Origin of the sequence: Pseudomonas sp. BIC9C (genome assembly GCF_034541995.1) — a bacterium.
In the GTDB taxonomy this organism is placed as follows: domain Bacteria; phylum Pseudomonadota; class Gammaproteobacteria; order Pseudomonadales; family Pseudomonadaceae; genus Aquipseudomonas; species Aquipseudomonas fluorescens_CC.
This window is the reverse complement of the sequence record NZ_JAWDGM010000006.1, coordinates 493,599-511,664: the sequence shown is the minus strand read 5'-3', so window position 1 is coordinate 511,664 and position 18,066 is coordinate 493,599. Positions and strand designations below refer to the sequence as shown.

13 protein-coding genes and 2 pseudogenes are annotated in these 18,066 nt (G+C 61.4%); 9 read left to right on the top strand and 6 right to left on the bottom strand.

Annotation, left to right across the window (positions count from 1 at the left end):
- The coding region (locus tag RS887_RS25845; protein ID WP_322617606.1) for a Tn3 family transposase at positions 1 to 368 on the top strand (368 nt) is incomplete at its 5' end.
- Positions 368 to 730 carry a Tn3 family transposase post-transcriptional regulator TnpC gene (gene tnpC, locus RS887_RS25840; RefSeq protein ID WP_322617605.1) on the top strand — a complete coding sequence of 121 codons (363 nt, stop codon included), beginning with the start codon at positions 368 to 370 and terminating at the stop codon, positions 728 to 730. The genes RS887_RS25845 and tnpC, both read left to right, overlap by 1 nt.
- Positions 731 to 822: 92 nt before the next feature.
- On the opposite strand, the gene RS887_RS25835 is transcribed toward tnpC, so the two are convergent.
- Positions 823 to 1,092, bottom strand: coding sequence for a hypothetical protein (locus RS887_RS25835; protein WP_322617604.1), 270 nt, complete (start codon positions 1,090 to 1,092; stop codon positions 823 to 825).
- A gap of 207 nt (positions 1,093 to 1,299) precedes the next feature.
- Between RS887_RS25835 and RS887_RS25830 the strand changes: the two genes are divergently transcribed.
- The gene (locus tag RS887_RS25830; RefSeq protein ID WP_322617603.1) at positions 1,300 to 1,461 is read left to right on the top strand and encodes a hypothetical protein; all 162 of its coding nucleotides are present in this window, start codon (positions 1,300 to 1,302) and stop codon (positions 1,459 to 1,461) included.
- On the opposite strand, the gene RS887_RS25825 is transcribed toward RS887_RS25830, so the two are convergent.
- Positions 1,451 to 1,789, bottom strand: coding sequence for a fe2+ zn2+ uptake regulation protein (locus tag RS887_RS25825; protein ID WP_322617602.1), 339 nt, complete (start codon positions 1,787 to 1,789; stop codon positions 1,451 to 1,453). The genes RS887_RS25830 and RS887_RS25825 overlap by 11 nt on opposite strands.
- 114 nt (positions 1,790 to 1,903) lie before the next feature.
- Here RS887_RS25825 and RS887_RS25820 point away from each other — a divergent pair, with 114 nt between their 5' ends.
- The gene (locus RS887_RS25820) at positions 1,904 to 2,170 is read left to right on the top strand and encodes a FecR/PupR family sigma factor regulator (protein ID WP_322617601.1); all 267 of its coding nucleotides are present in this window, start codon (positions 1,904 to 1,906) and stop codon (positions 2,168 to 2,170) included.
- A gap of 5 nt (positions 2,171 to 2,175) precedes the next feature.
- Here RS887_RS25820 and RS887_RS25815 read toward each other — a convergent pair.
- The 4 genes and pseudogenes from RS887_RS25815 to RS887_RS25800 all read right to left on the bottom strand — a co-directional run bounded on the left by RS887_RS25815 (position 2,176) and on the right by RS887_RS25800 (position 10,165).
- A pseudogene (locus tag RS887_RS25815) lies at positions 2,176 to 5,297 on the bottom strand (multidrug efflux RND transporter permease subunit).
- Between the two features lie 12 nt (positions 5,298 to 5,309).
- Positions 5,310 to 6,500: an efflux RND transporter periplasmic adaptor subunit gene (locus RS887_RS25810; RefSeq protein ID WP_322617600.1), complete on the bottom strand. Its 1,191-nt coding sequence runs from the start codon at positions 6,498 to 6,500 to the stop codon at positions 5,310 to 5,312.
- Between the two features lie 66 nt (positions 6,501 to 6,566).
- The gene (locus RS887_RS25805) at positions 6,567 to 7,988 is read right to left on the bottom strand and encodes a diaminobutyrate--2-oxoglutarate transaminase (protein ID WP_322617599.1); all 1,422 of its coding nucleotides are present in this window, start codon (positions 7,986 to 7,988) and stop codon (positions 6,567 to 6,569) included.
- 116 nt (positions 7,989 to 8,104) lie between these two features.
- Positions 8,105 to 10,165, bottom strand: a complete 2,061-nt coding sequence (locus tag RS887_RS25800; protein WP_322617598.1) for a TonB-dependent receptor — start codon at positions 10,163 to 10,165, stop codon at positions 8,105 to 8,107.
- A 261-nt stretch (positions 10,166 to 10,426) separates the two neighbouring features.
- Between RS887_RS25800 and RS887_RS25795 the strand changes: the two genes are divergently transcribed.
- The 5 genes and pseudogenes from RS887_RS25795 to RS887_RS25775 all read left to right on the top strand — a co-directional run.
- A complete protein-coding gene (locus tag RS887_RS25795; RefSeq protein WP_322617597.1) occupies positions 10,427 to 11,404 on the top strand; it encodes a TauD/TfdA family dioxygenase in 978 nt (325 codons plus the stop codon).
- Between the two features lie 7 nt (positions 11,405 to 11,411).
- Positions 11,412 to 14,846 (top strand): condensation domain-containing protein, encoded by a 3,435-nt coding sequence (locus tag RS887_RS25790; protein WP_322617596.1) that lies wholly within the window; start codon positions 11,412 to 11,414, stop codon positions 14,844 to 14,846.
- Between the two features lie 17 nt (positions 14,847 to 14,863).
- Positions 14,864 to 15,910 (top strand): TauD/TfdA family dioxygenase, encoded by a 1,047-nt coding sequence (locus RS887_RS25785; RefSeq protein ID WP_322617595.1) that lies wholly within the window; start codon positions 14,864 to 14,866, stop codon positions 15,908 to 15,910.
- Positions 15,911 to 16,020: 110 nt separating this feature from the next.
- Positions 16,021 to 16,572: a hypothetical protein gene (locus RS887_RS25780; RefSeq protein ID WP_322617594.1), complete on the top strand. Its 552-nt coding sequence runs from the start codon at positions 16,021 to 16,023 to the stop codon at positions 16,570 to 16,572.
- 144 nt (positions 16,573 to 16,716) lie between these two features.
- Positions 16,717 to 18,060, top strand: a pseudogene (locus tag RS887_RS25775) (AMP-binding protein); the annotation flags it as partial.
- Positions 18,061 to 18,066: the final 6 nt, after the last annotated feature.

Below are 18,066 nucleotides of genomic sequence, written 5' to 3'. Positions count from 1 at the left end.
TCGAGTCCTACAACGGCTTCTCGAAGTGGCTGTCCTTCGGCGGCGATGTCATCGCCGAGAACGATCCGGACGAGCAGCAGAAGCGCCTACGCTACAACGACATGGTCGCCTCCTCGGTGATTCTGCAAAACACCGTCGATATGATGCGCATCCTACAGAAGCTCGCCCATGATGGCTGGCAGTTTACCGATGAGGACGTATCGTTTCTGAGTCCTTACCTGACCAGCAACGTCAAACGCTTTGGGGAATTCAACCTGAAACTCAAGCGCCCGCCGGAACCCTGGATCAAGGACTCCATTTTCCAGCAGGCTGCGGGTTCAATTCGTGGGCAACAGATGCCCCCTAGCAACGTTGAGGAGACGAACTGATGCACATTCCGCCCGCTTCATTTCGAGTGACACCCTATGGGGAAGTGGATGCCAAGGCACTTGATGCCCTGCGCGAGAGCTATGAGACCTCTCAATTGCTGAACGTGGTGGACCGGCTGGATGCCTGCCTGAGTGAAATCGGAGGAATCGGCAGCATTCGAGAAGACTTCTTACGCCTGCATGCCATGGCCATGACGGTACTGGAGGGTTCCCCCCTCACTGTGACTACCAGTGATGTCGACAGTATTTGGGAGCAGGCGATGAGCCTTCAAGAGGATATTTCTGCTTTATGTTCTTGCTTGCAAGCGGGTTCTAAATACGTTGTCCCTTTGGCAGCACTTGCTCCGGACTATCAGGACTAGACCATCAACGATGGCCTCTGCCGTGCGGATGGACTGCCGGCAGGCGAAAACAAACTGTCGATAGCCGGCCCAAGGGTATCGTTAACTGGATGTTAGGCATCAACCTTCCCTTGCAGCGCTTTGATCGCGTCCGCCACTTCATCAAACACCACTTCTGGCGCTATTCGGCCCCAAGCTCGGATCACGTCTGCGAGGCGATTCGGTAGGGCTGCCACCAGAAATACGGGACGGTTGCCGCGATCACTGAAAGTTCCCTCAGCGGCGCACTCAAGCTGAATTCGCTCTGCGGCATTCAATATGGAGTAGTCAGGTAGAGCTGCAAGCAGGCTCTTTGCGTTAGGAGTCAAAAGTTGTCCGGGCATAGGCGCTCCTTGAGGCTGCAGAGTGTGCGAACCAGTGCGTTGGGCGACGTGGAGTTGTCACCGAGCTGGATCACTGCGACAAGGGTGGAATGTGGATGAGTCCAATATCGCAATAAGTTTGGCCGTACCGATATTGAAGCCAGACGCCCTCATCGACCAAGCAAAAGGGATGAGATTCGTTGACGACGAGGCGCTACACCTCATGGGGTGCTGAACATCGTTGGCGGTGGCGCCGGGGTAGGGGGCGCTTTCAGTACTCATCCGGGCATCGACAAACTGTCCTTCACGGGCAGGAGCGCCCAGGGATGGGCGCTTACTGCGGCTGACAGTCGATATGACCCTAGTTGCATGCCCTTCCTCAACCCGTAGGACGCATCAATATCGCCCAGGCCTCGGCGGTGAAGCGATAGCTCTTGTCCGCCTGATAATCGATGACCCGCTCTTCGCACAACCGCTTGAGCACTTCGCGCACGCTGATGAACGTACATTCCACCGCCGATGACTCCAGCCAGGCATGGGTCCCGTTGACGCCTATTGAGCGGCCCTCCCTGTTGGCGATCAGCAGGGCGTCGATTACCTTGAGGCGGATCAGACTGGTGCGCAGGCCATAAAAGCCCAGCAACTCGCGGATGGGTTTGTTGGTTTTGCGCTCCAGTGCAGAGGGTTCCTGAACGTTCATTGCCTGGCGGTCGTACATGCGAACAGTCCTTTTCGATAACGTTTCGACAGTTGAATGGCTGATGTTGTTTTTGACGTTTTTTTACCAATCGCTCCATTAGAGTGCCCCTTTCGGTCACGCAGGTAAGGGTCGATGAAACCTTCCAGCCCTCACGAAACAGATGATGAAATCCTCACCCATGCCGCACACTGGTGCCTGCGCCTAAGTGACGAAACCTGCACCGCCAGCGAGCGTGCGACGTTCCAGCAATGGGTCCAGGCCGATCCGCGCCATGCGTTCGAGTACGCAAAAATGCTGGAAATCTGGGAACTCAGCGAGGCACTGCCAGACAACCCGGGCACCTCGAAAAAACTGCTGACCGATCCGCCCTCCCGCCATCACGGCGTGCTCAAGATGTAATCCTCTCAACTCACGCCCTCCTGGACACTGACCGCCCGACGCAAGCGCTCGGCCTGCCGCAGTACCAATACGAAAAATACCGGCACGAACAACACCCCGAGCACCGTCGCCGCCAGCATCCCGCCTATCACCCCGGTGCCGATCGCCCGCTGGCTGGCAGCGCCAGCCCCAGTGGCCAGCGCCAGGGGTACGACGCCAAGAATGAACGCCAATGACGTCATTACAATGGGTCGAAAACGCAGACGCGCCGCCTGGGCCGCCGCCTGGGCCAGGCTCATGCCCTGAGCGTGCAGCGCTTTGGCGAACTCGACGATCAGAATCGCGTTCTTCGCCGCCAAACCGATGATGGTGATCAGCCCCACCTTGAAGTACACGTCATTGGGTAGGCCCGTGACCGTCACCGCCGCCACGGAGCCGAGCATGCCTATAGGGACGATCAGCAACACGGCGAAGGGAATCGCCCAGCTCTCATAGAGCGCCACCAGCACCAGCAACACCATGGTCATCGACAGGCCCACCAGCATCGGCACCTGATCGCTGGCCTGCTGCTCCTGTAACGACAGGCCGGACCACTCCAGGCTGAAACCGGCCGGCAACCGACGGGCGATTTTGCGCAGCTCCTCCATCGCTTGCCCGCTGCTGTAACCCGGCGCGGCTTCACCGGAAAAACGCAACGAGGCCGAGCCGTTGTAGCGACCGATCTGCAACGGTCCGACCTGCCATTCGAAACGGGTGAAGGCTTCCAGCGGCACCAGGCGGTTCTGTCGATTGGACACCTGCAGGCGCAACAGCGCTTCGGGGTTTGCCGGCTACTGCCATCTGCCTGGACGATCACTCGTTGCATCCGCCCCTGATTGGCGAATTCGTTGATCTGTTCCGACCCCAGCGCCGAAGACAACGCTGCACTGATCACATCAAAACTCACGCCCAGGGCCTCGGCTTTTTCCCGGTCGATGCTGACCTTGATTTGCGGCGCATCGGCCAGGCCATCCTCGCTCAGGTGACCGATCACCTTTGATACCCTGGCCGCCTCAATCAACTGATCCCGCGCTTTCAACAGCGCTTCGCGCCCTTTTCCCGCCAGATCCTGCAAGCGCAGATCGAAACCGCTGGCAGTGCCCAGACCGTCCACCGGCGGCGGTACTACGCTGTACAGGGTGCCGTCGGCCACGTCTTCGAAGGCTTCATTCGCACCCCGCGCCACTGCCTTGCTCGACTCCCCACTACCGCGTAGCGACCAGTCCTTGAGGGTGACGTAGGACATGGCGGCGTTAGCGCCTTCCCCGGAAAAGCTAAAGCCCATGATCGCCAACACATGATCGGTGGTCGGCTGCGCCAAGGCATATCGCTCCCAGGCCTGCACCGTGACGTCGGTGCGTGAAGCCGAAGCCGCGGGCGGCAACTGGATATCGGTGACGATGTAGCCCTGATCCTCGGACGGCAGGAACGAAGTTGGCAGCTGTGCGTAGGCAAACGCCAGCACCAGCAGCAACAACAGATACAACCCCATGCTGCGGGCGCCGCGTCGAATCCAGCTCGCCCCCAGCCGTTCATAGCCTTGGGCCATGGCTTCGAAACGTCGGTTGAAGGCGTTCATCCAGCGATGGCTGTGGCTCTGATGCGCCGGGTCTAAAGGCTTAATCAGCGTGGCGCACAAGGCCGGTGTCAGGGTCAGCGCAAGGAACCCGGAAAACAGGATCGACACCGACAACGCCATGGCGAACTGCTGATAGATGATACCCACCGACCCGCCCATGAACCCCAGCGGCAGGAACACCGCCGACAGCACCAGCGTGATGCCCACAATCGCCTCGCTGATTTCCTTCATCGCCTTACGGGTCGCGGCCTTGGGCGCCAGCCGTTCCTGGCGAATCAAGCGTTCGACGTTCTCCACCACCACAATGGCATCGTCCACCAGAATGCCGATGGCCAGCACCATGCCGAACAGGGTCATCATGTTGATCGAGAAACCCAGCGGCGCCATTACCGCAATGGTGCCCAGTAGGCAGACCGGCACCACCACCGCCGGAATCAGCGTGTAGCGCAGGTTTTGCAGGAACAGCAACATCACCAGGAACACCAGGACCATGGCTTCGATCAGGGTGTAGATCACTTGCCGGATCGCTACATCGACAAAATATGAAGTGTCGTAGGGCACGCTAAGGGTCATGTTCGCCGGCAAGGTGCTCGACAGCTGTTCAAGATGCAGCTTGATCGCCTTCGCCGTTTCCAGCGCGTTGGCTTGCGGTGCCAGCTGCACCGACATGGCCGCCGCCGGCTTGCCGTTGAGGCGCGCGTCGAAGCGGTAGTCCTGTCGCCCTAGCTCGACCCGCGCCACGTCATGAATGCGCACGCTGGAACCGTCGTCATTGGCCCGCAGCACAATGTTGCCGAACGCCTCCACCGATTCGAGCTGCCCCTGTACCATCACCGTCGCCGTGATGTGCTGGTCGGCCGGCCCCGGTCGTTCGCCCATGCTGCCGGCGGGCACCTGGGCGTTCTGCGCGGCAATGGCCTTGCCGATATCGGCCATCGACAGGTTGTAGCCCACCAGTCGCGCCGGATCGATCCAGATGCGCATGGCCCGTTCAGCGGTGTACATCTGTACCCGGCCGACCCCGTTCACCCGACGGATTTCATTGTTGACGGCGCGGGCGGCATAGTCCGCCAGACCAATGGAATCCTGCTGGTCGTCGGTGTAGGACAGGGCATACACCAAGAGGAAATTGGAGCGCGACTGCTCCACCTTCAAACCTTGCTCGATCACCGCCCGGGGCATGCGCCCAATTACCCGTTGCAGGCGGTTCTGCACGTCGACCTGCGCTAGGTCGGCCTCGGTGCCCGGCTTGAAGGTGATGGTGATGTCGGCCCCGCCGTTGGCGCTGTTGGACTCGTGATAGATCAGGCCCTTGAGGCCATTGAGCTCTTCCTCGATCAGACTGGTGACATTCTGGCTGACGATCTGTGCCGATGCGCCGGGATAGCTGGCGCTGACCACAATCTGCGTCGGCGCCACGTCAGGGTACTGGTTGACCGCCAACGTCCCCAGGGTCAGCAACCCGGCAAGGGATATGAACAGCGCAATGACCCAGGCGAAGTTCGGACGGTTGATGAAAAAATCGGGCATCGATTGCATCCGTCAGTTGGGGGCCTGCTGCCCGGCCAGCGTTTCAACTTTGACCATTGTCTGGACGTTGACCTGTGCTTCGATGTTGACCTGTGTGCCGGTGCTGACCTTGTCGACGCGCTCGATCACCACCTGCTCGCCAGCCGCCAACCCCGAAGTGATCTGCCAGTCGGAACCTTGCATCGTTCCGGTGCTGACCACCCGCTCGCGCACCACGCCACCTTTGTCCACTAGCATCAACCGCGCCTGACCGTCGGCACCTCGCTGCACCGCCTGTTGCGGCACGAACAAGGCTTGTGGATCGACCCCGGCCGGCGCCACCACGCGCACGTACATGCCCGGCAGCAGTAGATGGTCCAGGTTGGGGAATTCGCCGCGCAGCGTCACCTGCCCGGTGCCGCGATCCACGGAAATATCGGAGAACATCAAGGTGCCACGGCGCACCTGCGCCGGGTTGCCCACCTGCAGCGTCACTTCGGCAGAACCGCTATCGCTCAGTGTCAGGCGCCCGCTGGCCAGCGCCTGTTGCAACGCCACCACCTGTTCGGCCGGTTGGGTGAAGTCGGCATAAATCGGGTCCAACTGCTGAATCCGCGCCATTTGCGTTGCCTCGTCTTGCCCCACCAGAGAGCCCTCGCTGACCAGGGCACGACCGATACGGCCACTGATCGGTGCACGTACCTGGCAGTAACCGAGGTTGAGCCGGGCGGTGGTCAGGTCAGCCTGGGCCGTCAGGCGATTGGCCTGGGTGCTCTTGAGGTCGGACATGGCGTCATCGAATGCCTGCTGGCTCACGGCGTTGATTGCCACCAGTTGTTTGAAACGCTGGACCTGGGCGTTCGCGCGATAAACATCCGCCTCGACTTTGGCGAGTGCGCCTTCGGCGCGCATCAAAGCGGCCTTGAACGGTGCCGGGTCGATGCTGAAGAGCAACTGGCCGGCCTTGACGTCGCTGCCCTCCTGAAATTGGCGGGTCAGCACCACACCGGCCACCCGTGCGCGCACCTCGGCGATGCGCACCGGCTCGATCCGGCCTGGCAGATCCGTGGTCATGGCAAAGGACCGCGGCTGTACCGTCAGCGTCTTCACCCGCGGTACCGCCACACTGTCTACGGCAGGTGCCTTTTGATCACCACAAGCGCTTAACGCAAGCACCGCCAGCAACAGCCAGACGGGCTTCATCGAGGCAAAAAACGTGTGCATTGCCACTCCCTGTCCAATGAAAAAAGCCCGCCGATTGCAATCGGCAGGCCCCTCTTTCGCGATGCCTCAGCGTAACGGACGCGCATTGATCGCAGCCGCCGCACAGAACAGGATCTGCGCGACGAAATCGATCTCCTGCTCGGTGATGATCAGCGGTGGCAGGAAGCGCACGGTGGCGCCGTGGCGACCACCGAGCTCCACGATCAGGCCGTGTTGCAGGCACGCTTGCTGGAAGGCCTTCGCCCGAGAGGTGTCCACCGGCGGATGGCCCTGGGCATCGCGGTCCCCCTGCGGGTCGACGACTTCCATGCCCAGCATTAGGCCCCGGCCTCGCACGTCGCCGATCCAGTCGAATTCGCTTTGCAGGCTCAACAACTGTTTGCGCAAGTGCGCGCCAGCCTTTTCGGCATGTGCCACCAGGCCCTCATCGCGGATGAAACGCAAGGTCGCGGTGCCAGCCGCCATCGCCAGCTGGTTGCCACGGAAGGTGCCTGCGTGGGCGCCCGGTTGCCAGACATCGAGGGAATCGTTGTAGACCATCACCGACAACGGCAGGCCGCCACCGATGGCTTTAGACAGGGTGATCACGTCCGGGGTGATGCCCGAGTACTCGAAGCCGAACATCCGCCCGCTGCGGGCGATGCCGCACTGAATTTCGTCGACGATCAACGGAATGCCATGGGCTTGGGTCAGGCGGCGCAGTTCCTGCAACCAGCGATCGGGGGCGGTGATAACCCCGCCTTCGCCCTGGATCGGTTCGAGGATCATTGCCGCTGGCGCGGTCACGCCGCTTTCCGGGTCGTTGAGCAGGTGCTCGAGATAGCGCACGTTCAGGGTCACGCCCTGCTCGCCCGCCACGCCGAACGGGCAACGGTAATCATGGGGGAACGGCAGGCGTTGAACGCCTGCCATCAAGCCGCCAAGAGCATTTTTCGGCGACAGGTTGCCGCTGATCGACAGCGTGCCCAGCGTCATGCCGTGGTAGGCCCCTTCAAAGGCGAGTACCGAATGCCGCCCAGTGGCAGTGCGGGTCAGCTTCAGTGCTGCTTCCACCGCATCGGCTCCACTGGGGCCACAAAACTGGATGCGCGCGTTTCGCGCAAAATCAGCTGGCAGGCAGCCGAAGACTTCCTGGACGAATGCGTCCTTCACCGGGGTCATGAGGTCCAGGGTGTGCATCGGCAATCCCGAGGCCAGCACCTGGGTGATGGCTTCGACAATAACCGGATGGTTGTGCCCCAGCGCCAGGGTGCCGGCACCGGCCAGGCAATCGACGAATACCTGTCCGCGACTGTCCCGCACATAGATACCGTGCGCCCTTTCCAGCACAAGCGGAATGCGCCGAGGGTAACTGCGGGCGTTGGACTCCTGCTGTTGCTGGCGTTCCAGCAGCGGCGTCGGATCAAGGCAGTAAGGGCTCGACAGACCGGTATGCGCCAGGCGTAGCTGTTGGGCGCCACCGGATGTGGCATTCGAAAAAGCACTCATGATTTCCTCCAGGGAGGCTGGGTTTGGAAAGGACCGGGGCTGCCTGAAAACGATGGTTTCAGGTAACGAGAGCCGTGAAACCGGACGAGGGGAATCCTTTCCCCTCGTCCATGGGTTTACATGTCGTAGCGCAAGATCAGACCCGCTGTGCGCGGAGCCCCGACATCGATGATGTCGCCACTGCGGTTGTTGGTGACGTATTCCTTGTCGAAGGCGTTCTTCACGTAGCCGGATACCGCGACGTTCTTGGTGATCTTGTACTCGGCGTTGAAGTTGGCCAGCCAGTAGTTGTCGGCCTTGCGCTTACCGGTAACCTGACCCGCGTCATCGAACTCGTACTCAGACGGGGAAGTGCTCTGCCAGACGACATCGGTGTTGAGGGTCACACGGTCATTCCAGCGATAGGTAGCGCCTAACGCCATCTTGTACTTGGGCGAAAAGAGGAAGTCCTCGCCGCTCATGTCCCGGCCGTCGCTGGTGACGAAGTCCTTGTACTTGCCATCAGTCACCGAGGCACCGGCGTTCAGCGTCAGCTGTTGGCCGAAGTCTTTTTCAACGGAGACTTCCAGACCCTTGATGTCACTGCGACCGGCGTTGAATACGTCAAAGAACTCGGTTTGCGGGTTCACGACACTGACCTGTTGGTCCTTCCAGTCGGTGTAGTACAGGTTGGCGCGGGTACGCAGGGTCTGGTCCATGAAAGAACCGCGGTAGGACAGCTCGTAGTTAGTGGTGTATTCCGGATCGTAGGCTTGGTGACCGCTACCGGCCCGGACGTTGACGCCGCCGCCGCGATAACCTCTCTGCACCATGAAGCCGACGAACTGATTGTCGGCCAGCTCGTAGTCGATACCGAGTTTGGGCAGCACCGCATCGGAGGTCTGCTTGTCTTTGCCCGGTGTCGAGAAATCATCCTGCTTGACGTCAGTGTCGTTGGTCTCGTGGTCGTAGCGCAGACCGGTGATCAGCGTCCAGCGCGGGGCGAAGGTCCAGTTGATTTCACCGAATACGGCCTTGTTCTCGATCGTCGTATCACCCTTGACATCGCCAAATGGCTCGTTATCGAAAAACAACCGGTCGTGGAAATTGTTGGTGTTGTGGCCGTAGTAGAGGCCGGCAAAACTCTTCAACGTATCCGAGTTGTAGTTCAGGCGCAGTTCCTGGCTGAACAGGTCGCCATACTGCTTGCGCAACACCACCTGATTGTCGACGGAGGTCTGGTCGAAGTCCAGACGGGCGTCGTAGTCGGAGTCGGTGTTGGCCGTGAGGCTGGTGATGGACCAGTTATCATTGAGACGGTAGTCGATCTTGGCGCTGACGGTGTCCTGCTTGAGTTTGTCGTAGGCGTCAGTGTTGGAGTCGATTTTGTAATAGCGGATCCTGTCGCCCTGGCGAACCACCGAGTTATCGCCCTTGCGGCTTTGATCGTGGGCATAAGTCAACAGCACATCAAGATCGTCGTTGGGCAGAACCAGCAACTTGCCACGGTAGTTCGCGGTGCGGGTCTTGTTGGCATCGTCGCCGTTGAAGAGGTTGTCGATGTAGCCGTCGCCTTCCTGGTAATCCACGGCTATGCGACCGGCTATCTTATCGTCGACGATCGCGCCACCACCGGCCACCGCGCCACCGCGCTCACCGTAGGTACCGCCATTGGCCTGCGCCGAAAAGCTCGGCACGAAGGTCGGGTTCTTGGTCTGGATGACCACCGCACCAGCCAGGGAGTTGCGGCCCTGAGTGGTGGATTGCGGACCGAGGAATACTTCGACCTGCTCGACGTCCCACAGCGGCATCGGGCTCAGGGTCAGTGCGCGGTTTGGCTGCACGGCACCATCGACGAATACCGAGACCGCACCATTGAGCGCAGCCGGGCCCTGGTCATCGAAGCCGGAGACCGGCACGCCACGGATACCCCAGTTTTCGTTGCCGGAGGTGTTGTAGACACCCGGTGTGCGGGCAAACACATCGACCAGGCTATGGTCTTCCTTCTCGCGCAGTTGCTTGTCCGTCACCACAGCGACACTCGACTGGGTTTTCTCCAGGGAGCGGTCGATTTTTTCGCCCTTCACCGTGATCGGAGCGATCTCCATCGTGTTCGACTGTTCCGCCGCCCATACGCCACTGGACATGCACACCGCCGACCCCACCGCCAACGCAATTGTACTCTTTTTGAAATTCACGCCTCGCTCCCCTGCGACAGATATTTGTTGTTCTTGCCGAGTGCACAAATGCGCTTGAACACCAGCGGAGGCGGAGTCTAATTCAAAAAAAAAAATAATGGAATAAGATTGATAACTACTCTCATTTGTAATAAAAATGCAGCCCTGTATCAATGACAATACATTTCAGCCGGACATCAAGCGTAGCAACCTCTGCCCAGTTGACCAGGTTTGCCAACGCTGCTCCGCATGAATGAAAAAAAGAAAAAAAGGATGCGCAGGATGATTTCAATCGAACACCTCAGTGTGCGTTCCGAGCCCTTGCCCCATGCTTCAACAGTCGACCTGGAGTCGACGTTGCCGGTGCTGGTACAGGCAAAACCGGGACAGTCGATCCATGATCTGGAGGTATCGATCTGCGACATGCTGGACCAGGCGCTGACCACGGTTGGCGGCATCCTTTTGCGCGGCTTCACCGTCCCCACTCCCATCGATTTCAAGCATTTCGCCGCCAGCTTCGGCGCACCACTGGCCAGCTACGAGTTTGGCTCCACGCCGCGCAGCAAAGTGTTCGCCGGGGTCTACAGCTCCACTGAATACCCGGCCCACCAATTCATTCCTTTGCACAACGAACAGGCCTACACCCGGCCCTGGCCTTCGCGCATCTGGTTCCACTGCATCAAGGCCAGCGAAACCGGCGGCGAAACGCCGATTGCCGACAGCCGCCTGATCTACCAGCGCATGCCCGCCGAGATCCGCGAACTGTTCGCCAGCCGCGAGCTGCTCTACGTGCGCAACTACAGCGGCGCGCTGGACCTGCCCTGGCAGAAGGTGTTCAACACTGAAGATCGCGCCCAGGTCGAGCGTTACTGCCAGGACAACGACATCGAATGGGAGTGGAAAGCCGACGGCGAACTGCGCACCCGCCAGCGTTGCGCGGCGGTGCTGCAGCACCCCGAGACCGGTGAGTGGGTGTGGTTCAACCAGGCGCACCTGTTCCATGTCTCGGCGATCGAGCCGTCCGTGCGCGCTAGCCTGCTGGCTGCCGTGGGTGAAGAGGACCTGCCGCGCCACGTGTACTTCGGCGACGGCTCGGCCATCCCCCATGCAGTGCTCGACACCGTGCGCGAGGTGTATCGCCAGACCTCCATCAGTTTTCCGTGGCAGCCCGGCGACATCCTGATGCTCGACAATCGACTGGTCGCACACGGCCGCAACCCTTACACCGGTGACCGCAAAGTCATCGTTGCCATGGCGTGAATTGCACATGTTTTCTTTCAAACACTGGATCGAAGTGCTGGAAACCAACGCCCGGCATTTTCCACAGCGTGCGGCCCTGCACTTTTTGCCGGACGGCGTCGAGATCGGCGAAACCCTGACCTTTGCCCAACTGCACGAACAGAGCCAGTCCCTGGCGGCGGCGCTGCAAGCGCGTTATGCACCGGGCGATCGCGTGCTGTTGATGCTGCCGACCTGCCTGGACTACGCCCGTGCGTTTTGCGCCTGTTTGTATGCGGGCATGATCGCCGTGCCGCTGTTCCCGCCGCCGTCGCGCAAGCCTCGTCATCTGGATCGCGTGCGCAATGTGGTGGTGGATGCCGAACCTGCGCTGATCCTCGCCCCCGCCGATCACTGCCAGAATCTGCTGGAGCTGGTCGAAGGCCGCGTAGACGTGTTGACGGTCCAGTACCTGGGCACACCGCCGGCCAGTCAATGGACACGCCCGGATGTCAACGGCGCGACCGTCGCATTCCTGCAATACACCTCGGGCTCCACCGGCACACCCAAGGGCGTCGAAGTGCGCCATCGCAACCTGATCGCCAACGTCGAGTTGATGCGCCAGGCCTACGGTTTCGATGAGCAGGGCGCCATGGTCAACTGGCTGCCGCTGTACCACGACATGGGCTTGATCGGCGGCATGCTGGCCCCGCTCTACAGCGGCATGCCCTGCTACCTGATCGCCTCGCAGACCTTTGTCAACGCGCCATCGACCTGGCTGCAAGCGCTGAGCCGTTACCGCGCCACCGCCAGTTTTGCGCCCAACTTCGCTTATGCGCTGTGCAACCGCGTGGTCAGTGACAACCTGATCGCGCAACTCGACCTGAGCGCCTGGCAACATGCAATCAACGGCGCCGAGCCGATTCACCCCGGCACCCTCGATACCTTCGCCCAGCGCTTTGTCGCTTGCGGTCTGAACCCGCTGGCAATCAGTCCCGGTTACGGTCAGGCCGAAGCCACATTGTGCGTCAGCGCCACGCCGGCCGACGCCTTGCCCGTGGTGCTGCGCCTGGACAAGGCCGTGCTTGAAACCGGTCGTGTGGCCCTGGCGGCAACCGATGCCGCCGCTGTCGAGTTCGTCGCCTGCGGCTACCCGCAAGCCTTGCACGACATCGCCATCGTCAACCCGCACACCCATGAACGCTGCGGCGTCGATCACATCGGCGAAGTCTGGCTGAGCGGCCCAAGCAACGCCGAAGCCTACTGGAAGAACCCTGAAGCCAGCCGCGAGGCGTTCGAAGCACGCATCGTCGGTGAACCCGGTCATTACCTGCGTTCCGGCGACCTGGGTTTCATGCACGAAGGTCAGGTCGTGATTTGCGGCCGGGTCAAGGACCTGCTGATCCTCAACGGGCGCAATCTGTACCCCCACGATCTCGAATTCGCCATCACCGATGCCGAGCCGGGCATCCGCACGGGGCGCATCGCCGCGTTCTCGGAGATGGACCCTGTGCTGGGTCGCGAGAAGCTGGTGATCGTTGCCGAGCCCCAGCGCAAATTCGTTGACCCGGCGCATCATCCAGCGCTGTTTGCGTCGATACAAAATGCCGTGCGTGAAGCCGCCGACTGCGGCATCGACCAGATCGTGCTGGTGGAAGCCGGCACCATCCCGATGACCACCAGCGGCAAAATCGCCCGTCAGGGCGCGCGCAAGCAGTTGGCCGCTGGGACCTTGAGCATCATTGCCCAGTACGGCGGACAAACCGCGGTCCTCAACGAACGCCTCGAGTTTGCGCAGTTGCGCGAGCGCGCCGCCCAGCCCACACCAGACGCCCTGACTGCCTGCCACCTGTGGCTTGCGCAGACGCTGCATGAGGTCAATCCGTATCTGAGCGTCGACTTCGACAAAAGCCTGATCGGCCTGGGCCTGGACTCCATCAGCGTTGCCGACTTCGCCGCCCGCCTGTATCAGGATCTGGGCTGGAACCTCGACACCCAGGGTCTGTTCGGTGAACAGACCCTGAATGACTGGGCGCAGGCTTTGCTGGGTTTCCTGAATGAGTCCGCCCCGGACGCCGTCGCCTCGACAAAACGCTCCAGCGACCATCAACTTCACGCCCGACAATCCTTCGCGCAAAGCCGCCTGTGGTTCCTGCGCCAACTGAACCCGGACGACACCCGCCACAACCTGGTCCTGCACCTGCGTTTGCAAGGCGCGCTGGACACCGAAACCCTGGCAGCACGACTCAATGCCCTGGTCGATCGCCACAGCGTCCTGCGCACGGTCTACCACGATGGCGTCGACGGTCCGCAACAACGGATCTTGCCAGCGACGGCCGTGCCACTGACCTGGCACGACTTGCGCTTTCAACCGGTGGCGTTGCAACAGCAAGCGATCACCGACCGCCTGACACAGGAACACGCGACGCCGGTCGACCTGCAAAACGGGCCGTTGCTGCGCGCGCATTTGCTCAGCCGCGACGACGAGCAGCACAACCTGTTACTGACCCTGCACCACATCGCCTTCGACGGGCGTTCAGCGCAGGTATTGCTGGCCGAACTGGCCGGTTCGATCAACGCCGAACGGCCGGTGCAGTACCTGGATTTCGCCCAATGGGAAGCCGGGCACTGGAGCGAACAACGCATCGCGCACGAGCAACAGTTCTGGCGCGAGCACCTGGCTTCGGTCCCGCAAACCCTAGAACTGGGCGGTAATGGCCAGGGTCTCGGCGAGCACAGCCTGAACTTCACCCTGCCCCAGACCACCTGCGAAGCCTTGACGCTGCTGGCCCGCGAGCACGGCATGACCCTGTTCATGCTGCTGCTGGCCAGCTATCAACTGGTTCTCAAGCAACTGGGTGGCCAGCAACAATTCCTGCTGGGCACCGATGCCAGCGGCCGGCCTTTGGCCGAACACAATGACGTCATCGGCTTCTTCGTCAACCAGTTGACCCTGCGTTGCGACCTGCGCGGCGAACCGACCCTGGCCAGTTTCCTTGGCCGAGTGCGGGATGAGGCGCGGCTGGCCTACGCCCATCAGGGCTTGCCCTTCGATCTGGTGGTGTCTGCACTGGCGCCGCAGCGCCGTCCCGGTCACTCGCCACTGTTCCAGGTCAAGCTCAACTACCAGCCGTCGCGGGTGAACCCGACCGATATCGCCGGTGCGCGCATGACCTCGCTGGACGTGGCACAGGCGCCAGGCGATTTACACCTGGTACTCGATCTGGTGCACGGCGTTGACGGCATCGACGCCACCCTCAAGTTCCGCGGCGAATACTTCGACCGGGATCGTGCCCTGCGCCTGCAACAGTTGTGGACTCGCCTGCTGGGCGAGAGCCGCGATCTGCTCGACCAGTCGCTGCCGGCCTTGGCCGAACGCCTCGACGCCTGGGATCAGGCCTTCCAGCGTGAAAGCCAGCAGTCCCAAGCCAAAGCCGGTCGCAGCCAGATGCTGCAAACCAAACGTCGTTCATTGACCCTTTAACCGAGTTGGATGCCTTTATGTCTATCGTGCCCCCACCGTCCCGCGCCCTTGGCGGCGTGCGTCGCAAAGCCATGAACGTCTCGGAACAGCAACTGGTCAGCGAGCGCTTGCTCAGCCCGGACCACGCCTTGCCACTGGTGATCGAGCCCGCCGTCAGCGGTGTCGACCTGGTTGCCTGGGCAGCCAGGGAGCGGGAGAATCTTGAGCAAAAACTGCAGCAATACGGCGCCCTGCTGTTTCGCGGTTTCTCCGTGCTGTCGGTGGAGCAGTTCGATCAGGTGATCGCCGCCCTCTCCCCCGGCGCGCTGGAATACATGTTCCGCGCCTCACCGCGCACCCGTGTCGGCGGTAACATCTACACCTCGACCGATTACCCGGCCGACCAGATGATTTTCCCGCACAACGAACACTCCTATTCGCCACGTTTCCCGTTGCGCCTGTTCTTTTACTGCCACATCCCGTCCGAAACCGGTGGCGAAACCCCGATCGGCTCGACTCGCGCAGTGAAAGCAAAAATCAGCCCACAAATCGAAGCGCGCTTCCGGGAAAAGGGCGTGCTGTATGTACGCAACTACGGTGACGGTTTCGGCCTGCCATGGCAGACCGTCTTCCAGTCCGAAGACCGAGCCGAAGTGGAGGCCTACTGCGCCAGCGTCGGCATCGAAGTGGAATGGAAAGAAAACAACCGCCTGCGCACCCGCCAGCGCGGGCCGGCAGTGGTGCGCCACCCGCGTACCGGCGAAGAGGTATGGTTCAACCACGCCACCTTCTTCCACATCAGCACCCTGCCGCCGGCGATCCGCGATTCGTTGCAAAGCAATTTCACCGATCTCGACCTGCCCACCAACACCTTCTATGGCGACGGCGAACCGATTGAGCCCCAAGTGCTGGAGTCGTTGCGATCGGCCTACCTCGATTCGCTGGTGCGATTCAGTTGGCAGCAGGGCGACGTGTTGTTCATCGACAACATGCTCGCCGTGCACGGTCGCGAACCCTTTACCGGCAAGCGCGCCATCATGACCGGCATGGCTGAAGCCCTGCTGCAAAGTGACGTCGCCGTCTGATTTTTTCCACGGGCAAACAAGCTGACTTACGCAGGCTCACCTGATCTCGATCAGTGGCCCTGCGTGCCGCTGTCGCCCCGGTTTATCCCCAATTCCCAGTCGAGTTGAACATGAGCGGACTTCAAGGTTTTCGTATTTCGCCGCAACAGGCGTCTGTGTATCAGCACATCAACGGCGCAGCCGGGCACTCGCTCAGCTGTCATTTGCAGTGGTCGCTGTCGCGCCCGGTGACGGCAGACAGCCTCAACCGACGCCTTTGGAAGTTGATCGCCGACAGCGAAATCCTGCGTACGCGACTGGTGGCGGTGCCGGGGCTGCGTTACCCGGTGCAGGTGATTCACGACGTCGTTGAATTGCAGGTCACCGTGCAGGACCTGCGTCAGCTCGGCAAGATTGATCAGGAAGCGGCACTGACCCGCCTCGCCACGCAGGCCCATGACTGGACATCTCCGCTGGCCGTGACACTGGTGCAGTTGTCGGACGAGCTGTCGGTGCTGGACCTGGCCGGCGCCAGCAGCCACTTCGACCTTGCAAGCCTTAAGCTGTTGTCCCAGTTGCTGTCGCAAGAGGTTGATCCCGAACTCAGCGAAACACTGCAATACGCCGATTACGCCGAATGGCGCTGGAGCCTGACCGAAGACGAACCCGACCACCCGGGGTGAACTTCTGGAAGCCGTTGGCCGAGAGAACAGCCAGCCTTGCAACTGTCGCTGGAGTCCGCATCGGGCAGCGGCTTTGCCCCGCAAAGCGTGGATCTGGTCATCCCTGACAGTCTCGCCCGTCATCCGGCCCTGACGTCGAATCTGATGCTGACCGCCTGGGCGGCGTTGCTTGGACGTCTGGCAGGTCAACAGCAGGTTGCGCTGACGGTGATCCTCGAAAGCCGTGGCCCGGAACTGGAAACCACACTGGGCCTGTTCGAACAGTGCCTGCCGCTGCGTTTTGATCTGGACGCGCAAGCGACACTGCTGGAGCAAGGCAAGACCGTCGGCGCCACCCTGGAGCGCAGCGCTGGCTGGCAGGATTACTACACCCACGATCTCAACGGCGGTTATGCGTTTGCCTGGCGTCAGTGTGATGACCGGGAACGCTTTGCCAGTGCGGTATTGAACCCGGTGAAAGCCTGCCTGAATGTGCATCAGACCGTGGACGGGCTGAAGGCGCATGTGGTTTACGACCGCCACACGCTGAGCCGCAATGCCGCTGCCTGTCTCGGCGAGCAATGGCTGCAACTGTTGCAGGGCGCTCTGGCGCAGCCGCAACAGACCTTGTCGCAACTGCCATTGAGCGGTTCGCTTCAGGCCCAAACGATCGACGCCGAACTGACTCCGCCTGATATTGAACCGGTCACCTTGGTTGAGCTGATTGCCCGCCAGGTACAGCAACAACCGAACGCCATCGCCCTGAGCGACAAGGACGGCGACCTGAGCTACGCCGCGCTCGATGCCTGCGCAACCCGGCTGGCTCATGAGCTGCGCGAGGCCGGCATCGGCGCCGACGTACCGGTGGGCATCCTGTTCAGCCGTGGCAATGCGGCGATTGTCGCCATGCTGGCGGTGCTGAAGGCCGGTGGCGCCTATGTGCCGGTCGACCCGACCTATCCGGCGGATCGCCGCGCCTACATGCTCGCCGACAGCGCCATCGCGCACATCGTGGTCAGCGCCGAACTGGCCGACATCGTGCCTGCCAGTCTGCAGCGTTTTGTTCTGGACGACCTGACCCCGGCTGATATCAGCGACCTGCCGCCACTGCCAACGCCCCAAGCGGATGACCTGGCCTACCTGATCTACACCTCCGGTTCCACCGGTGCGCCGAAAGCCGTGGAAATCAGCCACGGCGCCCTGAGCTTCTCGACCCAGGTGCGCATGGCCGCATATGCCAAACCGGTGCGCGCTTACCTGCTGCTGTCGTCGTTCGCCTTCGACAGCTCAGTGGCGGGGATTTTCTGGACCCTGGCCCAGGGCGGACGCCTGGTCTTGCCGGCCACCGGCGAAGAGCTCGAGATGCCACGCCTGGCGCAACTGATCGCTCAACACCAAGTCAGCCACGGCCTGTCGCTGCCGTCGCTGTATCAGGCGCTGCTCGACCAGTTACAGCGCACCGCCGACACCGACGGCCTCGAATGCTGGATCGTCGCCGGCGAAGCCTGCCCACAC

Coding starts and splice junctions, on each gene's coding strand:
- RS887_RS25805 (WP_322617599.1), bottom strand. CDS start 7,988: ATGAGTGCTTTTTCGAATGCCACATCCGGTGGCGCCCAACAGCTACGC.
- RS887_RS25810 (WP_322617600.1), bottom strand. CDS start 6,500: ATGCACACGTTTTTTGCCTCGATGAAGCCCGTCTGGCTGTTGCTGGCG.
- RS887_RS25820 (WP_322617601.1), top strand. CDS start 1,904: ATGAAACCTTCCAGCCCTCACGAAACAGATGATGAAATCCTCACCCAT.
- RS887_RS25835 (WP_322617604.1), bottom strand. CDS start 1,092: ATGCCCGGACAACTTTTGACTCCTAACGCAAAGAGCCTGCTTGCAGCT.
- tnpC (WP_322617605.1), top strand. CDS start 368: ATGCACATTCCGCCCGCTTCATTTCGAGTGACACCCTATGGGGAAGTG.
- RS887_RS25795 (WP_322617597.1), top strand. CDS start 10,427: ATGATTTCAATCGAACACCTCAGTGTGCGTTCCGAGCCCTTGCCCCAT.
- RS887_RS25780 (WP_322617594.1), top strand. CDS start 16,021: ATGAGCGGACTTCAAGGTTTTCGTATTTCGCCGCAACAGGCGTCTGTG.
- RS887_RS25790 (WP_322617596.1), top strand. CDS start 11,412: ATGTTTTCTTTCAAACACTGGATCGAAGTGCTGGAAACCAACGCCCGG.
- RS887_RS25825 (WP_322617602.1), bottom strand. CDS start 1,789: ATGTACGACCGCCAGGCAATGAACGTTCAGGAACCCTCTGCACTGGAG.
- RS887_RS25785 (WP_322617595.1), top strand. CDS start 14,864: ATGTCTATCGTGCCCCCACCGTCCCGCGCCCTTGGCGGCGTGCGTCGC.